13 protein-coding genes, 3 rRNA genes and 1 pseudogene are annotated in these 21,754 nt (G+C 66.6%); all 17 read left to right on the top strand.

The annotated features are described in order from the left end of the window. The first annotated feature begins 4 nt into the window (after positions 1 to 4). The 17 genes and pseudogenes from Rai3103_RS15925 to Rai3103_RS15845 all read left to right on the top strand — a co-directional run bounded on the left by Rai3103_RS15925 (position 5) and on the right by Rai3103_RS15845 (position 21,728). On the top strand, positions 5 to 526 hold the full coding sequence (locus tag Rai3103_RS15925; protein WP_228488996.1) for an arginine repressor: 522 nt from the start codon (positions 5 to 7) through the stop codon (positions 524 to 526). Then, positions 523 to 1,989 (top strand): argininosuccinate lyase, encoded by a 1,467-nt coding sequence (argH, locus tag Rai3103_RS15920; protein ID WP_153573388.1) that lies wholly within the window; start codon positions 523 to 525, stop codon positions 1,987 to 1,989. The genes Rai3103_RS15925 and argH overlap by 4 nt, the downstream gene beginning before the upstream one ends. A 10-nt stretch (positions 1,990 to 1,999) precedes the next feature. Continuing rightward, complete coding sequence (tyrS, locus tag Rai3103_RS15915) at positions 2,000 to 3,268, top strand: tyrosine--tRNA ligase (protein ID WP_153573387.1); 1,269 nt, start codon at positions 2,000 to 2,002, stop codon at positions 3,266 to 3,268. Between the two features lie 834 nt (positions 3,269 to 4,102). Continuing rightward, positions 4,103 to 5,619: ribosomal RNA gene (locus Rai3103_RS15910) — 16S ribosomal RNA — on the top strand. Between the two features lie 387 nt (positions 5,620 to 6,006). Further along, positions 6,007 to 9,091 (top strand): 23S ribosomal RNA (locus Rai3103_RS15905). 135 nt (positions 9,092 to 9,226) lie between these two features. After that, positions 9,227 to 9,343 (top strand): 5S ribosomal RNA (gene rrf / locus Rai3103_RS15900). The 16S, 23S and 5S rRNA genes sit together here, the layout of an rRNA operon. Before the next feature lie 138 nt (positions 9,344 to 9,481). Then, positions 9,482 to 10,711, top strand: coding sequence for a hypothetical protein (locus Rai3103_RS15895; protein WP_153573386.1), 1,230 nt, complete (start codon positions 9,482 to 9,484; stop codon positions 10,709 to 10,711). 29 nt (positions 10,712 to 10,740) lie between these two features. Further along, on the top strand, positions 10,741 to 11,625 hold the full coding sequence (locus Rai3103_RS15890) for a hypothetical protein (RefSeq protein ID WP_153573385.1): 885 nt from the start codon (positions 10,741 to 10,743) through the stop codon (positions 11,623 to 11,625). Continuing rightward, complete coding sequence (locus tag Rai3103_RS15885) at positions 11,618 to 12,616, top strand: HAD-IIA family hydrolase (protein ID WP_153573384.1); 999 nt, start codon at positions 11,618 to 11,620, stop codon at positions 12,614 to 12,616. Before Rai3103_RS15890 ends, Rai3103_RS15885 begins: the two co-directional genes overlap by 8 nt. Next, a complete protein-coding gene (locus Rai3103_RS15880) occupies positions 12,613 to 13,356 on the top strand; it encodes a TlyA family RNA methyltransferase (protein WP_153573383.1) in 744 nt (247 codons plus the stop codon). Before Rai3103_RS15885 ends, Rai3103_RS15880 begins: the two co-directional genes overlap by 4 nt. Then, positions 13,353 to 14,639, top strand: a complete 1,287-nt coding sequence (locus tag Rai3103_RS15875; protein ID WP_228488995.1) for an MFS transporter — start codon at positions 13,353 to 13,355, stop codon at positions 14,637 to 14,639. The genes Rai3103_RS15880 and Rai3103_RS15875 overlap by 4 nt, the downstream gene beginning before the upstream one ends. Before the next feature lie 9 nt (positions 14,640 to 14,648). Next, positions 14,649 to 15,644: an NAD kinase gene (locus Rai3103_RS15870; protein ID WP_153573382.1), complete on the top strand. Its 996-nt coding sequence runs from the start codon at positions 14,649 to 14,651 to the stop codon at positions 15,642 to 15,644. Continuing rightward, a complete protein-coding gene (gene recN / locus Rai3103_RS15865; RefSeq protein WP_153573381.1) occupies positions 15,641 to 17,389 on the top strand; it encodes a DNA repair protein RecN in 1,749 nt (582 codons plus the stop codon). The genes Rai3103_RS15870 and recN overlap by 4 nt, the downstream gene beginning before the upstream one ends. 26 nt (positions 17,390 to 17,415) lie before the next feature. After that, a pseudogene (locus tag Rai3103_RS15860) lies at positions 17,416 to 19,082 on the top strand (CTP synthase). Between the two features lie 43 nt (positions 19,083 to 19,125). Next, entirely contained in the window at positions 19,126 to 19,758 is a 633-nt protein-coding gene (locus Rai3103_RS15855) for an NUDIX domain-containing protein (protein WP_153573818.1), read from the top strand. 24 nt (positions 19,759 to 19,782) lie between these two features. Next, a complete protein-coding gene (locus tag Rai3103_RS15850; protein ID WP_153573380.1) occupies positions 19,783 to 20,730 on the top strand; it encodes a site-specific tyrosine recombinase XerD in 948 nt (315 codons plus the stop codon). 116 nt (positions 20,731 to 20,846) lie between these two features. After that, positions 20,847 to 21,728: a ParA family protein gene (locus Rai3103_RS15845; protein WP_277873028.1), complete on the top strand. Its 882-nt coding sequence runs from the start codon at positions 20,847 to 20,849 to the stop codon at positions 21,726 to 21,728. Positions 21,729 to 21,754: the final 26 nt, after the last annotated feature.

Raw genomic sequence — 21,754 nt, 5'->3', positions numbered from 1 at the left:
TCGGATGGCTGAGGTCGTACCGATGGGGGAGCCGGCGCGCGCCCCACTGACGAGGACGGCACGCCACTCGCGGATCCGGCAGATCCTGACGGCGGGCCCGGTCGCGTCGCAGACCCGGCTCGCCGACCTGCTGGCCGCCGACGGCTTCGCCGTCACCCAGTCGACCCTGTCGCGCGACCTGGTCGAGCTGGGCGCGGTCCGGGTCCGGGAGGGCGACCAGACGGTCTACCGCCTACCGAACGAGGGGCCGGTGCCGGGGCTGCGTCCACGTCCGGCTGAGGTCGACGACCATCTGGCCCGGATGTGCCAGGACGTCCTGGTCTCCGCCGCCGCGTCCGCCAACCTCGTGGTGCTGCGGACGCCGCCGGGCGCCGCGCAGTACCTTGCTTCCGTGCTGGACCGTGCGGCCTGGCCGGAGATCCTCGGCACCATCGCCGGCGACGACACCGTCGCCGTCATCACCCGCGACCCCTCCGGCGGCGAGGACATCGCCGCCCGGTTGCTCTCCCTGGGAGGAAATCCATGACCGAGCCCACCGATACCGCTGCTGTTCTGGGGCCGGCAGCCGCCGGCCCCGCGCATGCCGGCGAAGGCATGCTGTGGGGCGGCCGGTTCAGTGGCGGTCCGGCCGACGCGATGTTCGCGCTGAGCAAGTCGACGCATTTCGACTGGCGGCTGGCCCATTACGACATCGCCGGCTCCAAGGCCCACGCCAACGCCCTGCACCGGGCCGGGCTGCTCACCGACGACGAGCATCGCGCCATGCTCCGCGGGCTGGACGAGCTGGACCAGCGCGTGACGAGTGGGGCGTTCGGGCCGGCACCGACCGACGAGGACGTCCATGGTGCGCTGGAACGCGGCCTGATGGACATCCTGGGCCCCGAGCTCGGTGGACGGCTTCGCGCCGGGCGTTCCCGCAATGACCAGATCGCCACGCTGATCCGGGCCTATCTGCGCGACGAGATCCGGGTGGTGGCCGAGGAACTGCTGGGGGTGATCGAAGCCCTGCGCGCCCAGGCCGATCGGTACCTCGGCGTCGCCATGCCAGGACGTACGCACATGCAGCACGCGCAGCCGATCCTGCTGTCCCACGAGCTGCTCGCCCATGCCTGGCCGCTGGTGCGCGACATCGACCGGCTGCGCGACCTCGACAAGCGCCTGGCGGTCAGCCCGTACGGATCGTCGGCCCTAGCGGGCACCTCGCTGGGGCTGGACCCGGAGGCCGTCGCCGCGGACCTCGGCTTCTCCTCCTCGGTCGCCAACTCGATCGACGGGACGGCCGCCCGCGACCAGGTGGCCGAATGCGCGTACGTGCTCGCCCAGGTGGCCGTCGACATGTCACGGCTGAGTGAGGACGTCATCACCTGGTGCACGGTGGAGTTCGGCTTCGCGACGCTGGACGACGCCTGGTCCACCGGGTCGAGCATCATGCCGCAGAAGAAGAACCCGGATGTGGCCGAACTCTCCCGGGGGAAGGCCGGTCGCCTGATCGGCAATCTGGCGGGTCTGCTGGCCACCCTGAAGGGTCTCCCGTTGGCGTACGACCGCGACCTGCAGGAGGACAAGGAGCCGATCTTCGACTCCCTCGACCAGCTCCGGGTCCTGGTGCCCGCGATGGCAGGCATGGTCGCGACCTTGACCTTCCACCCGGAACGTACGGAGGAACTCGCCCCCCGCGGGTTCTCCCTCGCCACCGACGTCGCCGACTGGCTGGTCCGGCAGCGGGTGCCGTTCGCGCAGGCCCACGAGATCGCCGGCGCGGCCGTACGGTACTGCGAGAAGGCCGGTATCGACCTTCCCGACCTCACGCCGGAGGACCTGCCCCAGATCGCCCCGGAACTCGGCGAAGGGGTGCTGCAGGTACTGAACGTCGAGGGTGCCATCGCCTCGCGTTCGGCCCGTGGTGGCACAGCGGAGTCGGCCGTCCGTACGCAGCTGCAGGAACTGGCGAGCGAGATGGCCTCGGCCCGGGAGTTCCTGGCTCGATAGGGTGAGCTCTGTGAGCAACCTTCTGGATGAGCTGAAGTGGCGGGGCCTGGTGGCCCAGACGACCGAGGAGGAGGCCCTGCGGGACCACCTCGCCGCCGGGCCCGTCAACTTCTATGTCGGCTTCGATCCGAGCGCGGCATCGATACACATCGGCAACCTCGTCCAGATCATCCTGGCCAAGCGTCTCCAGGAGGCCGGTCACCACCCGTTCCTGCTCGTCGGCGGTGCGACAGGCATGATCGGTGACCCCCGCCAGGTCGGTGAGCGGGTGATGAACCCGGAGGAGACGGTCCGGGAGTGGACCGAGAAGATCAGGGCGCAGGTGAGTCGGTTCCTCGACTTCGAGGGCCCCCACGCCGCGAGGGTCGTGAACAACTACGACTGGACCTCGACGATGAACGTCATCGAGTTCCTGCGCGACATCGGCAAGCACTTCCCGGTCAACCGGATGCTGGCCCGTGAGGTCGTGCGATCGCGGCTGGAATCGGGGATCTCCTACACCGAGTTCTCCTATGTGCTGCTCCAGTCGATGGACTACCGGCACCTGCACCGCGAATACGGCGTCACGCTACAGACCGGTGGCAACGACCAGTGGGGCAACCTCACCGCCGGGGTGGAGCTGATCCGGCGCTCGGACGGTGCGCACGTCCACGCCATGTCGACGCCGCTCATCACGAAGGCGGACGGGTCGAAGTTCGGCAAGTCCGAAGGCGGGGCGATCTGGCTGGACGCCGACATGCTGAGCCCGTACTCGTTCCACCAGTTCTTCCTCAATGCGGAGGACGAGAAGGTGATCGACTACGTCAAGGTGTTCACCTCTCGAGGTCCCGACGAGATCGCGGAGCTGGAGGACAGCCTCGCTCGTGAGCCGTGGAAGCGGGCCGCCCAGCACGTATTGGCCGATGACGTGACGACCCTCGTCCACGGAGAGGCTGAGACACGCAAGGCCATCGCTGCAGCAGATGCCGTGTTCGGACGCTCGGATCTCGCCGAACTCGACGCCCGCACGCTCGAGGCTGTCCTGGGCGACATCTCGCTCAATGAGCTGCCCACCGGGGACCAGTTGCCGGCGGTGGTGGACGTGTTGGAAGCCGCGGGTGTCGTCGCGTCCAAGTCCGCCGCCCGACGTGCCATCAACGAGGGGGGCGCCTACATCAACAACGTCAAGGTCACCGATGCCGAAGCCAGGCTCACGGAACCGGACCTGTTGCACGGAAGCTACGTCGTCGCTCGTCGCGGAAAGAAGACGATCGGTGGCGTAGCGGTGAAGCGAAGCTGATTTCCCCGACTCAGTGGCCGCTGAACGCGACCGGCGGTGGGTGACGGACGTCACTCGCCGCCGGTTTGACGTCCCTGGCAGCGCGGCGTAATGTTCATCTGGCTCTGCGGCACGGGCCCTCGTCTGGGGGTGGTGTTGTGGGGTACTCATTCTCCTTCTCGATCGTGTGTCGGGTGGGGTCTGCTCGTGGGTGGTCGGTTTGCCGGCTGTTCGGGGGTGGGGTGGGGGTGCTGGTCGGATTTGACTCCGGTTGGTGGCTTCATTAGGGTGGGGGAGTTGCTTTCCGCGGGGAATGCCCGGTTCGGGTGTTTGTCGGGGTGGTGGCGAAAGCTTTTCGGGATTGTTTCGGGTGGCCTTTTCGGGGGTTTTCCGGGGTGATTTCGGGGGTGGTGGGACAAGGATTCGGATTTGACTCCGGGTGTGGTTCTCACTAAAGTAAGTCGAGTTGCCGGGCCGGTGAAACGGGTTGGTGATCCTGGGGTTCAGGGATGGATTCCGGGGCTGGTTGTTCTGCTGAAAGTCGGATTTGACTTGAGGGGGAACGGCGAGTAAAGTTGATCTGGTCGCCCCGAGCGGCTCCGGGTTGTTCCGGGGTGGTGAGGTGTGTGTCCGATGTTTGAGAACTCAACAGTGTGCTTTGTTTAGTCAATGCCAAATAGGCGCCTCTTTTTTGGGGTGTCTGACATCACAATATGTTGTTTTTGTGTTGTCCTCGGCCATTGCTTCGGTGATGGTCGGATTTCTTTGAGATATGTAATGACCAGTTTATGTCTGGGATTGTCAGATCTCTTTTCATTGTGACGCATCAGCCTTTCGGGGTTTTGCGATATTTTTTCGATGGAGAGTTTGATCCTGGCTCAGGACGAACGCTGGCGGCGTGCTTAACACATGCAAGTCGAACGGTAAGGCCCTTCGGGGTACACGAGTGGCGAACGGGTGAGTAACACGTGAGTAACCTGCCCTTCACTTTGGGATAACTACCAGAAATGGTGGCTAATACCGGATATGACTCCTGCCTGCATGGGTGGGGGTGGAAAGCTCCGGCGGTGGGGGATGGACTCGCGGCCTATCAGCTTGTTGGTGAGGTAGTGGCTCACCAAGGCTTCGACGGGTAGCCGGCCTGAGAGGGTGACCGGCCACATTGGGACTGAGATACGGCCCAGACTCCTACGGGAGGCAGCAGTGGGGAATATTGCGCAATGGGCGGAAGCCTGACGCAGCAACGCCGCGTGCGGGATGACGGCCTTCGGGTTGTAAACCGCTTTCAGCAGGGACGAAGCTTTTGTGACGGTACCTGCAGAAGAAGCACCGGCCAACTACGTGCCAGCAGCCGCGGTGATACGTAGGGTGCGAGCGTTGTCCGGAATTATTGGGCGTAAAGAGCTTGTAGGCGGTTTGTCACGTCGAAAGTGAAAACTCAGGCCTTAATCCTGAGCTTGCTTTCGATACGGGCTGACTAGAGGAATGTAGGGGAGAATGGAATTCCTGGTGGAGCGGTGGAATGCGCAGATATCAGGAGGAACACCAGTGGCGAAGGCGGTTCTCTGGACATTTCCTGACGCTGAGAAGCGAAAGCGTGGGGAGCAAACAGGCTTAGATACCCTGGTAGTCCACGCCGTAAACGGTGGGCACTAGGTGTGGGTCACATTCCACGTGATCCGTGCCGTAGCTAACGCATTAAGTGCCCCGCCTGGGGAGTACGGCCGCAAGGCTAAAACTCAAAGGAATTGACGGGGGCCCGCACAAGCGGCGGAGCATGCGGATTAATTCGATGCAACGCGAAGAACCTTACCTGGGTTTGACATATGCCGGAAAGCTGCAGAGATGTGGCCTCCCTTTGGGCCGGTTTACAGGTGGTGCATGGCTGTCGTCAGCTCGTGTCGTGAGATGTTGGGTTAAGTCCCGCAACGAGCGCAACCCTTGTCCTATGTTGCCAGCAATTCGGTTGGGGACTCATAGGAGACTGCCGGGGTCAACTCGGAGGAAGGTGGGGATGACGTCAAGTCATCATGCCCCTTATGTCCAGGGCTTCACGCATGCTACAATGGCCGGTACAAAGAGCTGCGAGCCTGTGAGGGTGAGCGAATCTCAAAAAGCCGGTCTCAGTTCGGATTGGGGTCTGCAACTCGACCCCATGAAGTCGGAGTCGCTAGTAATCGCAGATCAGCAACGCTGCGGTGAATACGTTCCCGGGCCTTGTACACACCGCCCGTCAAGTCATGAAAGTCGGCAACACCCGAAGCCGGCGGCCCAACCCTTTGGGGAGGGAGTCGTCGAAGGTGGGGCTGGTAATTAGGACTAAGTCGTAACAAGGTAGCCGTACCGGAAGGTGCGGCTGGATCACCTCCTTTCTAAGGAGCCCGAAACAGAACATTCCACGTCTGCCGGCCTGTCTGGTGGGGGTGGGGTGGTTGCCGGTGGATCGGTCACGTGGTGTGGCCGGCAGGCCGGTAAGGGTTTTCTGGGTGGAACATTGACTGCTCCCGTTGGGTCTAGAGGCCTGGCGGGGGTCACTGCGCGTCCGTGGGCTTTCGGGTCCGGGGGTGGTGTGGTGGGTGGGGCGCACTGTTGGGTCCTGAGACCTCGGCCACCTGGTGTGGCCATCTGCTCCCGGTTGGGGGTGGTGGTCTTGGACGGGATCGCATCCGCACGTGTGTGGTTGTGGTGTTGTTTGTGTTTTGAGAACTTCATAGTGGACGCGAGCATCTTTGTAGATTTATTTTCTTGATATTTGTGTTGGGAAAGCTACTAAGGGCGATCGGTGGATGCCTTGGCACCAAGAGCCGATGAAGGACGTTGTAACCTGCGATAAGCCCCGGGGAGTTGGTAAACGAGCTGTGATCCGGGGATGTCCGAATAGGGAAACCTCGAATGTCTCCAGTCATGTGGAGCGACCTCTACCTGAATCTATAGGGTAGTGGGAGGGAACGTGGGGAAGTGAAACATCTCAGTACCCATAGGAAGAGAAAACAAAAGTGATTCCGTAAGTAGTGGCGAGCGAACGCGGATGAGGCCAAACTGCGTGTGTGTGAGACCTGACAGGGGTTGCATGCGTGGGGTTGTGGGGCCGTCTTTGACCTGGCTGTCGACGGGTCGTGGAGTCAAAAATGTGCACTGAAGTCGAAGGATTCTGGGAAGGTCCGGCAGAGCAGGTAATACCCCTGTAGACGTAAGGTGTGCACTCCATGGGGCGGTTCCCAAGTAGCACGGGACTCCTGGAATTTCGTGTGAATCTGGCGGGACCACCCGCTAAGCCTAAATACTCCTTGGTGACCGATAGCGGATCAGTACCGTGAGGGAATGGTGAAAAGTACCCCGGGAGGGGAGTGAAATAGTACCTGAAACCGGTCGCCTACAAGCCGTCGGAGCCTGCGAGGGTGACGGCGTGCCTATTGAAAAATGAGCCTGCGAGTTAGTGGTGTGTGGCGAGGTTAACCCGTGTGGGGTAGTCGTAGCGAAAGCGAGTCCGATAAGGGCGTTGAGTCGCATGCTCTAGACCCGAAGCGTAGTGATCTATCCATGGCCAGGTTGAAGCGACGGTAAGACGTCGTGGAGGACCGAACCCACCTAGGTTGAAAACTGGGGGGATGAGCTGTGGATAGGGGTGAAAGGCCAATCAAACTACGTGATAGCTGGTTCTCCCCGAAATGCATTTAGGTGCAGCGTCACGTGTTTCTTCCCGGAGGTAGAGCACTGGATGGTCTAGGGGGCCCACAAGCTTACCGAAATCAGCCAAACTCCGAATGCCGGTGAAGCCAGAGCGTGGCAGTGAGACAGTGGGGGATAAGCTTCATTGTCGAGAGGGAAACAGCCCAGATCATCAGCTAAGGCCCCTAAGTGGTTACTAAGTGGAAAAGGATGTGGAGTTGCGGTGACAACCAGGAGGTTGGCTTGGAAGCAGCCACCCTTGAAAGAGTGCGTAATAGCTCACTGGTCAAGTGATTCTGCGCCGACAATTCAGCGGGGCTTAAGTAATCCGCCGAAGCTATGGCATTCACACATTGGTGTGGATGGGTAGGGGAGCGTCGTGCACGTGGTGAAGCGGCGGGGTGACCCGGCCGTGGAGTGTGCGCGAGTGAGAATGCAGGCATGAGTAGCGAATGACGGGTGAGAAACCCGTCCGCCGAATATCCAAGGGTTCCAGGGTCAAGCTAATCTGCCCTGGGTAAGTCGGGACCTAAGGCGAGGCCGACAGGCGTAGTCGATGGACAACGGGTTGATATTCCCGTACCGGTGTAATGGCGCCCCTGCCGAGGCGCGCGATGCTGAGCACGGAAGCTGTTCCCATGTCACCTTCGGGTGGCCGGGTTCAGTGACTCTGCGACCCAGACGTGTAGTAGGCAAGCTACGGAGTGACGCAGGAAGGTAGCCCATCCTGGGCGGTGGTTGTCCCAGGGTAAAGGTGTAGGACGAGGTATAGGTAAATCCGTGCCTTGTGTGTCTGAGACCTGATGCCACTGCCACATTCGTGTGGTGGTGTGGGTGATCCTATGCTGCCGAGAAAAGCTTCGTGAGCGATGTCATGAGCCGCCCGTACCCTAAACCGACACAGGTGGATGAGTAGAGAATACTAAGGCGATCGAGAGAATCGTGGTTAAGGAACTCGGCAAAATACCCCCGTAACTTCGGGATAAGGGGGCCGGATGCGTGATCCGCCTTTGCGTGGTGAAGCGTTGATGGCCGCAGAGACCAGGCCCAAGCGACTGTTTATCAAAAACACAGGTCCGTGCCAAGTCGTAAGACGATGTATACGGACTGACTCCTGCCCGGTGCTGGAAGGTTAAGGGGACGTGTCAACTTCGGTGAAGCACTGAACTTAAGCCCCAGTAAACGGCGGTGGTAACTATAACCATCCTAAGGTAGCGAAATTCCTTGTCGGGTAAGTTCCGACCTGCACGAATGGAGTAACGACTCGGGCACTGTCTCAACCACGAACTCGGTGAAATTGCACTACGAGTAAAGATGCTCGTTACGCGCAGCAGGACGGAAAGACCCCGGGACCTTTACTATAGTTTGGTATTGGTGATCGGTACAGCTTGTGTAGGATAGGTGGGAGACGTTGAAGCGGCCACGCCAGTGGTTGTGGAGTCATTGTTGAAATACCACTCTGGTTGTTCTGGTTATCTAACCTCGGACCATGATCTGGTTCAGGGACAGTGCCTGATGGGTAGTTTGACTGGGGCGGTCGCCTCCCAAAGAGTAACGGAGGCGCCCAAAGGTTCCCTCAGCCTGGTTGGCAATCAGGTGTCGAGTGTAAGTGCACAAGGGAGCTTGACTGTGAGACTGACGGGTCGAGCAGGGACGAAAGTCGGGACTAGTGATCTGACGGTGGCGTGTGGAAGCGCCGTCACTCAACGGATAAAAGGTACCCCGGGGATAACAGGCTGATCTTGCCCGAGCGTCCATAGCGACGGCATGGTTTGGCACCTCGATGTCGGCTCGTCGCATCCTGGGGCTGGAGTCGGTCCCAAGGGTTGGGCTGTTCGCCCATTAAAGCGGCACGCGAGCTGGGTTCAGAACGTCGTGAGACAGTTCGGTCCCTATCCGCTGTGCGCGTAGGAGTCTTGAGAAGGGCTGTCCTTAGTACGAGAGGACCGGGACGGACCAACCTCTGGTGTGCCAGTTGTTCTGCCAAGAGCATGGCTGGTTGGCTACGTTGGGAAGTGATAACCGCTGAAAGCATCTAAGCGGGAAGCACGCTTCAAGATGAGGACTCCCACTTTTTGGTAAGGCCCCCAGTAGACGACTGGGTTGATAGGTCGGATGTGGAAGCCTAGAAATGGGTGGAGCTGACCGATACTAATAGGCCGAGGGCTTACCTTACACACCAAGAAAATCTGCTGCAAAGACTCGCGTCCACTATGTTGTTCCCGGAACACAAACACACGGTTCCTGGCCGCCCAACCCCGTAAGGGTGGGTGGTGACAGTTGAATAGTGTGAAACTGTTTCGACAGTGTTACGGTGATCATGGCGGAAGGGAAATACCCGGCCACATTCCGAACCCGGAAGTCAAGCCTTCCAGCGCCGATGGTACTGCACACGGGAGTGTGTGGGAGACTAGGACATCGCCGGACAACACACACCACCCCTCGGGGTGGTACGGCTGGAGGCCGGTACCGTCAGGTGCCGGCCTCAGCTGCGTTATAGATGCATTTTTGCGAAAGGACTCGCCATGGGCGACGAAAACAGAGGACACCAGGGCGGCTCCGGCCGTGGTGGCCGCGCTGGTGGCGGTCGCGGTGGTCAGGGCGGCCAAGGCGGCCAGGGCGGTCGCTCCGGTGGTGACCGTGGCGGATACCGCGGTGGCGGATACCGGGGTGAGGGTTCTGGCGGTGATCGCGGCGGTCAGCGTGGCCAGGGCGGTCGCTCCGGTGGTGACCGTGGCGGGTACCGCGGTGAAGGCGATCGTGGCGGGTACCGCGGTGAAGGCGATCGTGGCGGGTACCGCGGTGAGCGCTCTGGCGACGATCGTGGCGGATACCGCGGAGAGCGTCCTGGATCGGAGCGCGGCCGTGACAGCGGTCAGGGCCGCGAAGGGGGCGAGCGTCGCTCCGATAGTGATCGTTCCGGTGGTTTCCGTGGCCGTGGCGGAGCGGAACGCTCCGGAGATTTCCGGGGTCAGAGGTCTGGAGGACCTCGTTCGGGCGGCCAGGGTCGCGGTGGCGAGTCCCGCGGTGGCGAGTCCCGCGGTGGCGAGTCCCGCGGTCGTGACTCCCGCGCTGGCGAGTCCCGCGGTGGCGAGTCCCGCGGTGGCGAGTCCCGCGGTCGTGACTCCCGCGCTGGCGAGTCGCGCGGTGGCGAATGGCGTGGCGGCGAGAGCGGCCGGCGTGCCGAGCGGGAAGGAAGTCCGACCCGCGGGGACCGCCCTCAGCGGAGAAGCACTGGTGAAGGTCGGCCCCGCTATGACGAGCAGCGTGGCGGAGGGGAGCGTCGCGAGCGCTCGGGTGGCTACGAGCGGCGCGGAGGCGGCGACGACCGGCGAACCGGTGGACGCGACAGTGGATCCACCGGGGGTCGGTGGGGCTCGCGTCCGGATTCGGGGCAGCGCTCCGCGGGCAGTCCTCAGGCCGGGCGCGGAGAACGACGCCCCGAGGACATGCGGCGTCCCGAGTTCGACCACGGCGACCAGATGCGTCAGGGATCACGCCCGGAGCGCGGCCGGGAGAGTGGCCAGGGTAATCGAGCCTGGCAGGACTCCCGTGACCGCAGGGGTGGCGATCGCGGTCGAGGCACTGACCGTCCCACTCGGGGGTCCGAAGGCCGTGGGCGAGACAGCCGTGGTCCTGAAGGGCGTGGCCGTGGTCCCGAACGGGGCTTCGCCGGACGGGCGGACCGCGAGCGCGAGCCTGTCCCGCCGGGTCTCGAGCGAGCCGCTGACGAGCCGCCGGTGCCACAGGATGTGGATCTGTCGCGCCTGCCCAGGGAGGTGCGGGCGGAGCTGAGGGGGCTGTCCTCCGAGGCGGCGGAGTTCGTGAGCGCGCACCTTGTGGCAGCGGGGGATCTGGTCGATGACGATCCTGCCCTGGCGCTGCGCCACGCCCTTGCGGCCAAGCGTCGAGGGGCACGACTGCCGCTGGTTCGCGAGGCGGTCGCCGAAACGGCCTATGCCGCGGAGGACTTCGCGGTTGCGCTGACCGAGTATCGGGCCCTGCGTCGGTTGAGTGGGGACTCCGCCTACCTCCCGGTGATGGCCGACTGTGAGCGTGCCCTGGGCCGTCCGGAGGAGGCCCTGCGCCTCGTCCGCGAGGCAAAGCTGGTGGACATGACCCAGCGCAGCAAGGTCGAGTTGGTGATCATCGAGGCCGGTGCCCGTGAGGATCTCGGCCAGGCCAAGGAGGGGATGCGCGTCCTCAGGACATTCCTGGGTCGCCTGTCGAAGGACATCCCGCACGAGGCCCATGCGCGACTCGCCTACGCCTATGCGGCGATGCTCCTGCGGCATGACCAGCCTGACGAGGCTCGTGAATGGTTCATGATTGCCGACGAGCTCGACACAGCGCGCGAACTGGATGCCGCCGACCAGATCGAGCTGCTTGACGGCGTTGATTTCGAGTTCGACTTCGACGAGGAGGACGAGGACTCCGACGAGGACCAGGACTCCGAACAGGCAGAGGACACCGCTGACGAGGGTCAGCTCGCGGCCGAGGCCCAGCAGGTGGACGACGTCCCCGAGCCGACCTCCGCAACGGAGGCGGAGCGCACGGACGTGTCCGAGGCGCAGCCGCAGGACGTCACGCCGGCTCAGGAGTCGGATCGGCCCGATGTTGCGCCCGAATCGGTGAGCGACCAGACGGCCGAGACCTCGTCCGATTCTGCGGCCGCCGAGCCTGGGGACAACGGAGTCGCTGATGAGTGAGCTGATCTCCGACTACGACGCCGCCCTGTTCGACCTGGACGGAGTGGTGTATCTGGGGCCTGAGGCCGTTCCGGGGGCACCCGAAGGACTGGCGGCCCTGCGGGAACGCTCAGTGCCGGTGTGCTTCGTGACGAACAACGCTGCCCGCGCTCCGCAGGCGGTGGTCGAGCACCTGATCAGCTTGGGCATCCCCTGCAGTGCCGAGGAGGTGATCACCTCCGGGCAGGCAGGCGTACGAATGCTGGCCCAGGAGCTCCCGGCAGGGGCGACGGTGCTCGTCTGCGGGTCGGCCGCTCTCGCCGAGCAGGTCAGGGCGGCTGGTTTCGTCGTGACCACATCGGCGGAGGATGCCCCGGACGCGGTGATCCAGGGGTACGAGCCCGATCTGAACTGGGCGACGCTCACCGAGGCCGCGCTCGCCGTGCAGCGCGGAGCAGGCTGGTTCGCGACGAACGCCGACCCGACCCGACCGACAGATCGGGGTCTGGAGCCGGGAGCAGGTGCCCAGATCGCTGTCGTCCGGATGGTTGTCGGGGGCAACCCCCGCACGGCCGGCAAGCCCGAGAAGCCGCTGATGGAGGCCGCGGCCGCGCGGCTCGGCGCCGGACGGCCGATCTTCATCGGTGACCGTCTGGACACCGATATCGCCGGCGGTACGAACACCGGCATGGACACCATGCTCGTCTTCTCCGGGACGCACCGCGTGGCCGATCTCTTCGGCGCCGATGCAGCGCAACGACCCACCCATATCGGGCGGGACCTGCGCGACTTGCTGGCGCCCGCCGCGTCGGTGGTCCTGGACGAGGACGAGGCCCGATGCGGGGAGGCGCACGTGCGCCTGCAGGATGGGTCGGTCACCATCGTGTCCCCCGGCGAGGCACTCGACCTCGTCCGGGCGACGGCACGCCTGGTGTGGGCGGCCCGGGATGCCGGCCAGACCGCTGACCCCTCGACCGTCGAGGAGGCGGTGGCGGCGGAGCTGGCGCGGTGACCACCGGCCATCGACGGCTGGATCTGGCCCTGGCCGAGTCCGGGCTGGCTCGGTCCCGAAGCCATGCCCAGGAGCTGATCCGCTCCGGTCGTGTCCGGGTCGGGGGCCGGACGGTCACTCGTCCGGCCACGATGGTCCCCGCCGGCGCCGATGGACTCGACGTCGACGGTGAGGAGTGGGTGGGGCGCGCCGCGCACAAGTTGCTCGGGGCCCTCGAGGACCTTCCGGTCCCGATCGGCGGACGAGCCCTGGACGTCGGCGCCTCCACCGGTGGGTTCACGCAGGTGCTGCTCGCGTCCGGCTGCCAGGTCGTGTATGCGGTGGACGTCGGTCACGACCAACTCGCCGCGGCGGTACGCGACGATCCGAGGGTGCACGTCCGGGAAGGGCTCAACGCCAAGGCGATCACCCTCGCCGATCTCGATGACGCACCGGTCGACCTGGTGGTCGCGGACGTCTCCTTCATCTCGTTGACGCACCTGATTCCGGCGATCACCGGGGTCTGCGACAAGGCGGCGTACGCTCTGCTCATGGTCAAGCCCCAGTTCGAGGTCGGGCGCCAGGGGCTGGACCGCAAGGGCGTCGTACGCGACGAGCGCGCGCGGCTCGCCGCCGTCGACGCGGTCGCCCGGGCGGCCGAGGAGCTCAGTTGGGTGGTCACCGGACACGCCCCGAGCAGGCTGCCGGGTCCTGCCGGCAACGTCGAGTACTTCCTGCGCCTGGCGCGGAACGGAAGGTGAGCAGGACGAGCGACCACTTCGCCGACGGTACGGAGGACGAGCAGGCATCGGCTGGAGGTGCCGGGCACGACCCGAGCCGAACGGGCTGGGCGGGGCATCGTCGCGGCACCCGCGACTTCAGCCGACTCCTGGCGGCGATGTTCTTCGCCGGTGTGGCGACCTTCGCACAGTTGTACGCGCCACAGGCCGTCCTCCCGGCGATCAGCACCGGACTGCGCGTTCCCCCGGCGGCAGCGGCCCTGCTGGTGTCCGCCGCCACCGGCGGGTTGGCGGTGTCCGTGTTGCTGTGGTCCTGGCTGGCGGATCGAGCCGGCCGGGTCCGGACGATGCTGATCGCGATCGTCGGGGCCACGGTGATCGGTGCGGTCGTCCCGTTCACCACCGCACTGCCGGTGATGGTCGTCCTGCGGTTCCTGGAAGGTGCCTGTCTCGGCGGTGTCGCGGGCGTCGCCGTCGCGTACATCACCGAGGAGACGCACGCCGCGTCGATGGCTGCGGCCACGGGTCTCTACATCTCGGGAACGTCACTCGGCGGACTGTCAGGCCGCCTCGTCTCGGGCCCCATCACCGATCTCACCGGGTCCTGGCGGGCCGGCGTCGGTGCCGTTCTGGGTCTCAGCGTCGTGGCGGCAGTCCTCTTCGCTGTCCTGGTTCCGCCTGCGCGACGGTTCATCCCGCGGCGCACGTCGCTGGCGGAGGTGACGCGCCGGGCCGCCGGGCATCTGCGTAGCCCGAGGATGCTGGCGGTGTTCGCCCAGGCCTTCTGCCTGATGGGCGCCTTCGTCACCGTGTACAACTACCTCGGCTTTCGGCTGGAGCGTCCCCCCTTCGACCTGTCCCCGACGATCACCTCGCTGCTCTTCCTGTCCTACCTGGCGGGGACCTGGTCCTCGAGCCGGGCGACCCGCGCCGCAGTCCACCGGGGGCGGCGTACAGTCCTGCTGGGAGCGGCCGGGTTGATGCTCACCGGGCTCGCGCTCACCTGGTTGCCGTCCATCGCCGTCGTCATCCTGGGACTCGTCGTGCTGACCGCCGGTTTCTTCGCCGGGCACGCCATCGCCTCGGCGCTCGCCGGCATGATGGCGAGCGAAGGTCGGGCCCAGGCCACCGCGCTCTACAACTTCTTCTACTACAGCGGGTCCTCGGTCATGGGCTGGGCCGGCGGGTACCTGTTCACCGTCGGCGGCTGGCCGGCTGTCTCGGTGTTCTGCGGCGCCGCCGTCGCCGCCGCCATGCTGGCGGCATGGGCGGGACTGCAGCCGGACCCGTCCCGCAGCGTTTAGGCTGGCCGGGTGAGCACCCCGCAATCCGGTCCCGTCGTCAGCGCCACCGACCCGGAGACCGGCGCCGCCGGAAGGCGCGTCGCGGTGATCACGCACACCCACCGCCCCGAGGCGGTGCGCGCCGCCGTCCAGTTCATGCACGGCGTCGCGGGTCAGGACATCACCTGCGTCCTGCCGCGGGCCGACACCAAGGAGATGGCGTCGTTCCTCGACGGTGCCGACCTGCGGACCGATCTGGTCGACGAGGCCGGGACGAACGGCTGCGAACTGGCCGTGGTCTTCGGCGGTGACGGGACCATCCTGCGCGGTGTCGAGTGGGCGCTGTCGGTCGACCTGCCGATCCTCGGCGTCAACCTCGGGCACGTCGGCTTCCTCGCCGAGGCGGAGTCCTCCCAGATCGACCAGGTGGTCACCGCGGTGTGCCATCGGACCTACCACACCGAGACCCGGCTCACCGCCCGCGTGCGAGTCCTCTCCAGCCCGGGGGGCGACGTCCTGTGGGAGTCGTTCGCCGTCAACGAGGCCTCGCTGGAGAAGGCCTCGCGGCAACGGATGCTGGAGGCCGTGGTGGCTGTCAACGACCAGCCGCTGTCCCGGTGGAGCTGCGACGGGATCCTCGTCTCCACCCCGACGGGTTCCACCGCGTACGCCTTCTCCGCCGGGGGCCCGGTGACCTGGCCGGGGGTCGACGCGATGCTGATCGTCCCGCTCAGCGCCCATGCCCTGTTCAACCGGCCCGTCGTCGTACCGGCCGACGCGCACGTCCACGTCCAGGTCGTCCGCGCCGAACAGAACAACGCCGTGGTCTGGCTCGACGGACGTCGCTCCTTCGACCTGTCTCCCGGCAATGTCCTCGACGTGACCCGTGGCCAGCATCGCCTGCAGCTCGCGCGCATTGCGCCGGACGACTTCACCGGCCGACTGGTCCGCAAGTTCGGGCTCAGCGTCGAGGGGTGGCGCGGTGCCGCGGAGCGGCGTGGCACCCATGAACGGCACGGCGCATGATCTCCGAACTGAGGATCAGTGACCTCGGGGTGATCGCGGAGGCCACGCTCGACCTCGCCCCCGGCTTCACGGCCGTGACCGGCGAGACCGGCGCGGGCAAGACCATGATCGTCAGCGGCCTGGGACTGCTCCTCGGCCAGCGCGCTGCACGAGGCATCGTCCGTCGTGACGCGGTCGGGGCGGAGCGGACGGCGCGGGTCGAGGGCCGCTTCGGCCGGCTGCCCGACCCGGTTCTCGACCGTGTCGGCGACCTCGGAGGGGTATTCGACGAGCCGGACGACGGCCCCGAACTCGTCCTGGCCCGCACCGTCGGCGCCGCCGGGCGCTCCCGCGCGTACGTCGGCGGGGCCCAGGTCCCGGTCGCCGCGCTGAGCACGGTCAGCGAGGAGCTCATCACCATCCACGGCCAGTCCGGCCAGATCCGACTCGCCCTGCCCGAGACCCAGCGCGACATGCTCGATCGGTTCGGCGGTGAGCAGCTGCTGGCGATCAGGGCGGACTACCGGGCCAGCTGGCAGGACTGGCGGGCAGCGTCGGCCGAGCTCGACACCCTGCGTACGCAGGCCCGGGAGCGGGCGCGCGAGGTCGACATGCTGCGCCATGCCCTCGACGAGATCGCCGCCGTCGATCCGACACCGGGCGAGGATGAGGAACTGCTCGCGGAGACACGGCGGCTCCAGGCCGTCGACGACCTGCGCGTCGGTGCCGCCAAGGCGGCCCTGGCACTCAACGGCGACGAGGTCGATTTCGACACCTCGCCCGGCGCTGCCGCCCTCGTCGGGGTCGCCCGCCACGCCCTGGAGTCCATCGCCGACGCCGACGCGCCCGCAGCGGCCCTGGCCGCTCGGACGCGTGAGGTCCTTTACCAGCTCAACGACCTCGGCGCAGACCTGGCCGGGTACCTCGCGGGCCTGGAGGCCGACCCGGCCCGCCTCGAGGAGATCACCGCTCGCCGGGCCGCCCTGTCCGCGCTGCACCGCAAGTACGGCGACACCACCGATGCCGTGCTGGCCTGGGCCGACGCCTCCCGGGCCCGCCTCGACGACCTCGTCGGCACCGACGACCGGATCGAGCAGTTGTCCGCCCGGGTCGAGCAGTTGACCAGCCGGCTGGAGGGTCTCGCGCGTGACCTCACCGCGGCCCGCACCGCTGCCGCACGCCACCTCGAGGACGCGGTCCGCGTCGAACTGGCGGCGCTCGCCATGCCGCAGGCGCGTCTCACCGTGGTGCTGGAGCCGGGGGAGCGGGGCCCCTGGGGTGCGGAGACGACAGAGTTCCTCTTCGCCGCGAACCCCGGCTCGCAGCCCGGTCCGCTCGGCAAGGTGGCCTCCGGCGGCGAGCTCTCCCGTGTCCGCCTCGCCCTCGAGGTGACCGTCGCCGACAGCCCCGGGCAGACCCTCGTCTTCGACGAGGTGGATTCCGGCGTCGGTGGCGCCGTGGCCGTCGAGATCGGCCGCCGACTCAAGCGGCTCGCCGAACGTTCCCAGGTGGTCGTCGTCACCCATCTCGCCCAGGTCGCCGCCTTCGCCGACCGCCACTTCGTGGTGGTCAAGGCCGACGACGGGCACATCACCACCAGTGGCGTCCGTGAGGTCGCCGAGGCGGACCGGGCCGGCGAACTCGCCCGGATGATGGCCGGAATCGACACCACGGACACCGCGCTGGCGCATGCCGAGGAGCTCCTCGCGGTGGCCGCCGAGCCACTGTCCGCCGGATCGTTGGTCCCGAAGCCTTCCAGCCGATAAGGTGGAGGCCCGTGGGCCACGCGAAAATGAACCAGCATCACGTCGAGACCAAGCACATCTTCGTCACTGGAGGTGTCGCCTCGTCGCTCGGCAAGGGACTGACCGCCTCAAGCCTCGGCAACCTCCTGGTTGCCCGCGGCTTGCGCGTCACCATGCAGAAGCTGGATCCCTATATCAACGTGGATCCCGGCACGATGAACCCCTTCCAGCACGGTGAGGTGTTCGTCACCGAGGACGGTGCGGAGACCGACCTCGACATCGGACACTACGAGCGTTTCCTCGACCGGCACCTCAACGCCGATGCCAACGTCACGACCGGCAAGGTCTACGCGTCCGTCATCGCGAAGGAGCGTCGCGGCGAGTACCTCGGCGACACGGTCCAGGTGATCCCGCACATCACCAACGAGATCAAGGACGAGATGCTGCGGATGGGTGGCGACGATGTCGACGTCGTCATCCACGAGATCGGCGGCACCGTCGGCGACATCGAGTCGCTGCCCTTCCTCGAGGCGGCCCGCCAGGTGCGCCGCGAGGTCGGCCGGGACAACTCGTTCTTCCTCCACGTCTCCCTGGTGCCCTACCTCGGCCCGTCCGGTGAGCTGAAGACCAAGCCCACCCAGCACTCCGTCGCGGCGCTGCGCCAGGGCGGCATCCAGCCCGACGCCATCGTCTGCCGCTCCGACCGGGAGATCCCCGGGGGATCAAGCACAAGATCGCGCTGTTCTGCGACGTCGAGGAGGAGGCGGTCGTCTCCTGCCCCGACGCACCCTCGATCTACGACATCCCCAAGGTCCTCTACAACGAGGGCCTCGACGTGTTCGTCGTCCGCCGCCTCAACCTCCCGTTCCGCGACGTCGACTGGGCCAAGTGGAACGACCTGCTCGAGCGCGTCCACAAGCCGCGCGAGGAGGTCACCATCGCGCTGGTCGGCAAGTACATCGACCTGCCCGATGCCTACCTGTCGGTCACCGAGGCGCTGCGCGCCGGAGGTTTCGCGAACTGGGCCAAGGTCAGCGTCAAGTGGGTGCCCTCGGACAGCTGCCAGACCCCTGAGGGTGCCGCCGAGCACCTCGGCGACGTCGACGGCATCTGCGTGCCCGGCGGCTTCGGCATCCGCGGTGTCGAGGGCAAGATCGGGGCCGTACGTTTCGCCCGCGAACATCGCATCCCGATCCTCGGCCTGTGCCTGGGGCTGCAGGTGATGGTCATCGAGGTGGCCCGGCACCTGGCCGGTATCGACGGGGCCGACTCGTCGGAGTTCAATGCCGACACCACCGACCCGGTGATCGCCACCATGGCCGAGCAGCAGGCGATCGTCTCGGGGGAGGGCGATCTGGGCGGGTCGATGCGGCTCGGAGCGTACGACGCCCTGCTCGAGCGGGATTCGCAGGTGTCGCGGCTCTACGGTTCGGTGCACGTCTCGGAACGCCACCGCCACCGCTACGAGGTCAACAACGCCTACCGGCCCCGCCTCGAGGAGGCCGGTCTGGTGATCAGCGGCACCTCGCCGGACCGCAACCTGGTCGAGTTCATCGAGCTGCCCGAGCAGGTGCACCCGTACTTCGTCGCCACCCAGGCCCACCCCGAGTTCGAGTCCCGTCCGACCCGCCCGCACCCGCTGTTCGCCGGCCTGATCCGGGCCTCCCTGCAGCGCCGCGACAGCGACCGCCTGCCGGTCGAGGACGAGGCCTGACGTGACGGAAGTGGTGTCGGGGACGGAGCTGGCGGACGTCCCGATGGGGTGGCCCGTCGTCTCCCGCCACCTGGTCGGGGAGGGGGCCATCTTCGACCTCGTCCGCGACCAGGTGGTCGACCCCTCGGGTGCCGAGCTGCGCCGGGAGTGGATCCGCCACCCCGGAGCCGTCGGTGTCATCGCCCTCGACGACGACGACCGGATCGTGCTGGTCCGGCAGTACCGGCACGCGGCCGGTCTGCGCCTCGTCGAGCCGCCCGCGGGGTTGCTCGACGTCGACGGTGAGGACTACGTGGCGGCGGCCCGGCGTGAACTCGCCGAAGAGGTTGGGCTGCGTGCCGCGGACTGGCGAGTGCTCGTCGACATGTTCACCTCTCCGGGGGCGAGCCAGGAGGGCGTACGCATCTACCTCGCCCGCGACCTGCACCCGGAGCCGCAGCCGACAGGGTTCGTCGCGGACGGTGAGGAGGCGCACATGGACATCGTCCGGGCGGACTTCGACGACGTCGTCGACGCTATCCTCGACGGCCGGCTGCAGAACCCGGTGCTCGTCGCCGGTGTGATGGCCGCGGCGGCCGCCCGTCCCCGCGGCTGGGATCGTCTTCGGAACGCCGATGCCCCATGGCCCGCGCGGCGTTTGCGCGAGGAGTTCCTCGCCCGTGCACCGTTCGCCTGACGATCCCACGCCCGAGGTGCCGCGATGAGCACTGATGGCCTGGCCGACCTGGTGGCGACATTCCTGGCGCACCTGGGTGTCGAACGGGGATTGTCGGCCAACACCCTGACCAACTACCGGCGCGACCTGGACCGCTACCTCGCTTATCTGGCCGGGCTGGGCATCGGCGCCCCGGACCGGATCACCGAGGGGGTGGTCGGCGGATTCGCCGCCCACCTTTCGGCCGGCGACGGTGAGCACCGCCCACTGGCGGCCTCGTCGGTGGCTCGCGCCGTCGTGGCCGTACGGTCCTTCCACCGCTTCGTCGCCCGGGAGGGGATCACGGGCGCGGATCCGGCGGCCGACGTCCGGCCGCCGGCCACCGGGCGCCACCTGCCGAAGGCGCTGGGCGTGGGGCAGGTGGAGGCGCTCCTCGCCACTCCGGACCGCGAGACCCCGACCGGATTGCGCGACGCCGCGCTGCTCGAGCTCCTCTACGGCACCGGCGCCCGGATCTCCGAGATCGTCCGCCTCGACGTGGACGACCTCACCCATGCCCTGCAGGTCCGGGACGGTGACACGGCGGTGCTGCGCCTGTACGGCAAGGGCAGCAAGGAAAGGGTGGTGCCCCTGGGGTCGTACGCCATCCGCGCCGTCGAGGCGTGGCTGGTGCGCGGTCGTCCGGCGTTGGCGGCCGTCGGCGGCGATGGGGACCCCGCGCTGCTGCTCAACTCGCGGGGCCGGCGCCTGTCGCGGCAGAGCGCCTGGGAGATCATCCGGCGCGCGGCGGCCTCGGCCGGACTGGCCCTCGAGATCTCACCGCACACGCTGCGCCACTCCTATGCGACGCACCTGCTGGAGGGCGGCGCGGACGTCCGCGTCGTCCAGGAGTTGCTCGGGCACGCCTCGGTCACCACGACGCAGATCTACACCTTGGTGACTGTCGACCACCTCCGCGAGGTCTACGCCGAGGCCCATCCGCGCGCACGCTGAGCGCGGACGCGCCGGGGATAGACTTGACGCCCGCTGCTCGCTACACATGAGTAGTGTTGGCTGCGACAGTTCGAGGGGGTTCCGTGGACCGGTTCGGTGAGGCGCGTGATGACGACGTGGCACTGTTCGACGTCGAACCCACCGACACCGACGCCGCCGGACTCGGACCGACCGGCCGCCCCTGGCCTGAGCTCCCACCGCCCACAGCTCCCGCACCGGGCCCCAAGCACGCCACGATCATCGCGATGTGCAACCAGAAGGGCGGCGTCGGCAAGACCACGACGACGATCAACCTGGGCGCCGCTCTCGCGGAGACCGGGCGCAGGGTACTGCTGGTCGATCTCGACCCCCAGGGTTCGCTGTCGGTGGGGCTGGGGGTCAATCCTCACGAACTCGAGCTGAGCATCTACAACCTCCTGCTCGGCGCGCGCGTGGACGTCGACGACGTCCTCGCGGACACCCCGGTCGAGGGCATGGACATCCTGCCGAGCAACATCGACCTGTCGGCGGCCGAGATCCAGTTGGTGGCCGAAGTGGCCCGCGAGCAGTCGCTCACCCGGGTGCTGGACCCACTGCGGGACCGCTACGACGTCATCCTCGTTGACTGTGCGCCGTCGCTGGGCCTGCTCACCGTGAACGCCCTCACCGCCGCGGACTACGTCGTCATTCCGCTGGAGTGTGAGTTCTTCGCCCTGCGAGGCGTGGCATTGCTGCAGGACACCATCAAGCGGGTCCAGGACCGGCTCAACCACCGACTCACCATCCTGGGTCTGCTCGGCACCATGTACGACGGGCGCACCCTGCACTCCCGGGAGGTGCTGCAGACCGTCGTCGACGCGTTCGGTGACCAGGTCTTCCACACCGTCATCCGCCGTACGGTGAAGTTCCCCGAGACCACCGTCGCGGGTGAGCCGATCACCACGTACGCCAGCAGCTCGCCCGGGGCCGAGGCCTACCGTTCCCTCGCCCGGGAGGTACTGGCCCGCCTGGACGCCTGAGCGTCGCTGTCCGTCCCAGTGACGGC

Source organism: Raineyella fluvialis, from assembly GCF_009646095.1.
GTDB classification, from domain to species: Bacteria; Actinomycetota; Actinomycetes; order Propionibacteriales; family Propionibacteriaceae; genus Raineyella; species Raineyella fluvialis.
The sequence above is the reverse complement of the archived record's forward strand: the minus strand, read 5'-3'. Positions and strand labels throughout refer to the sequence as shown.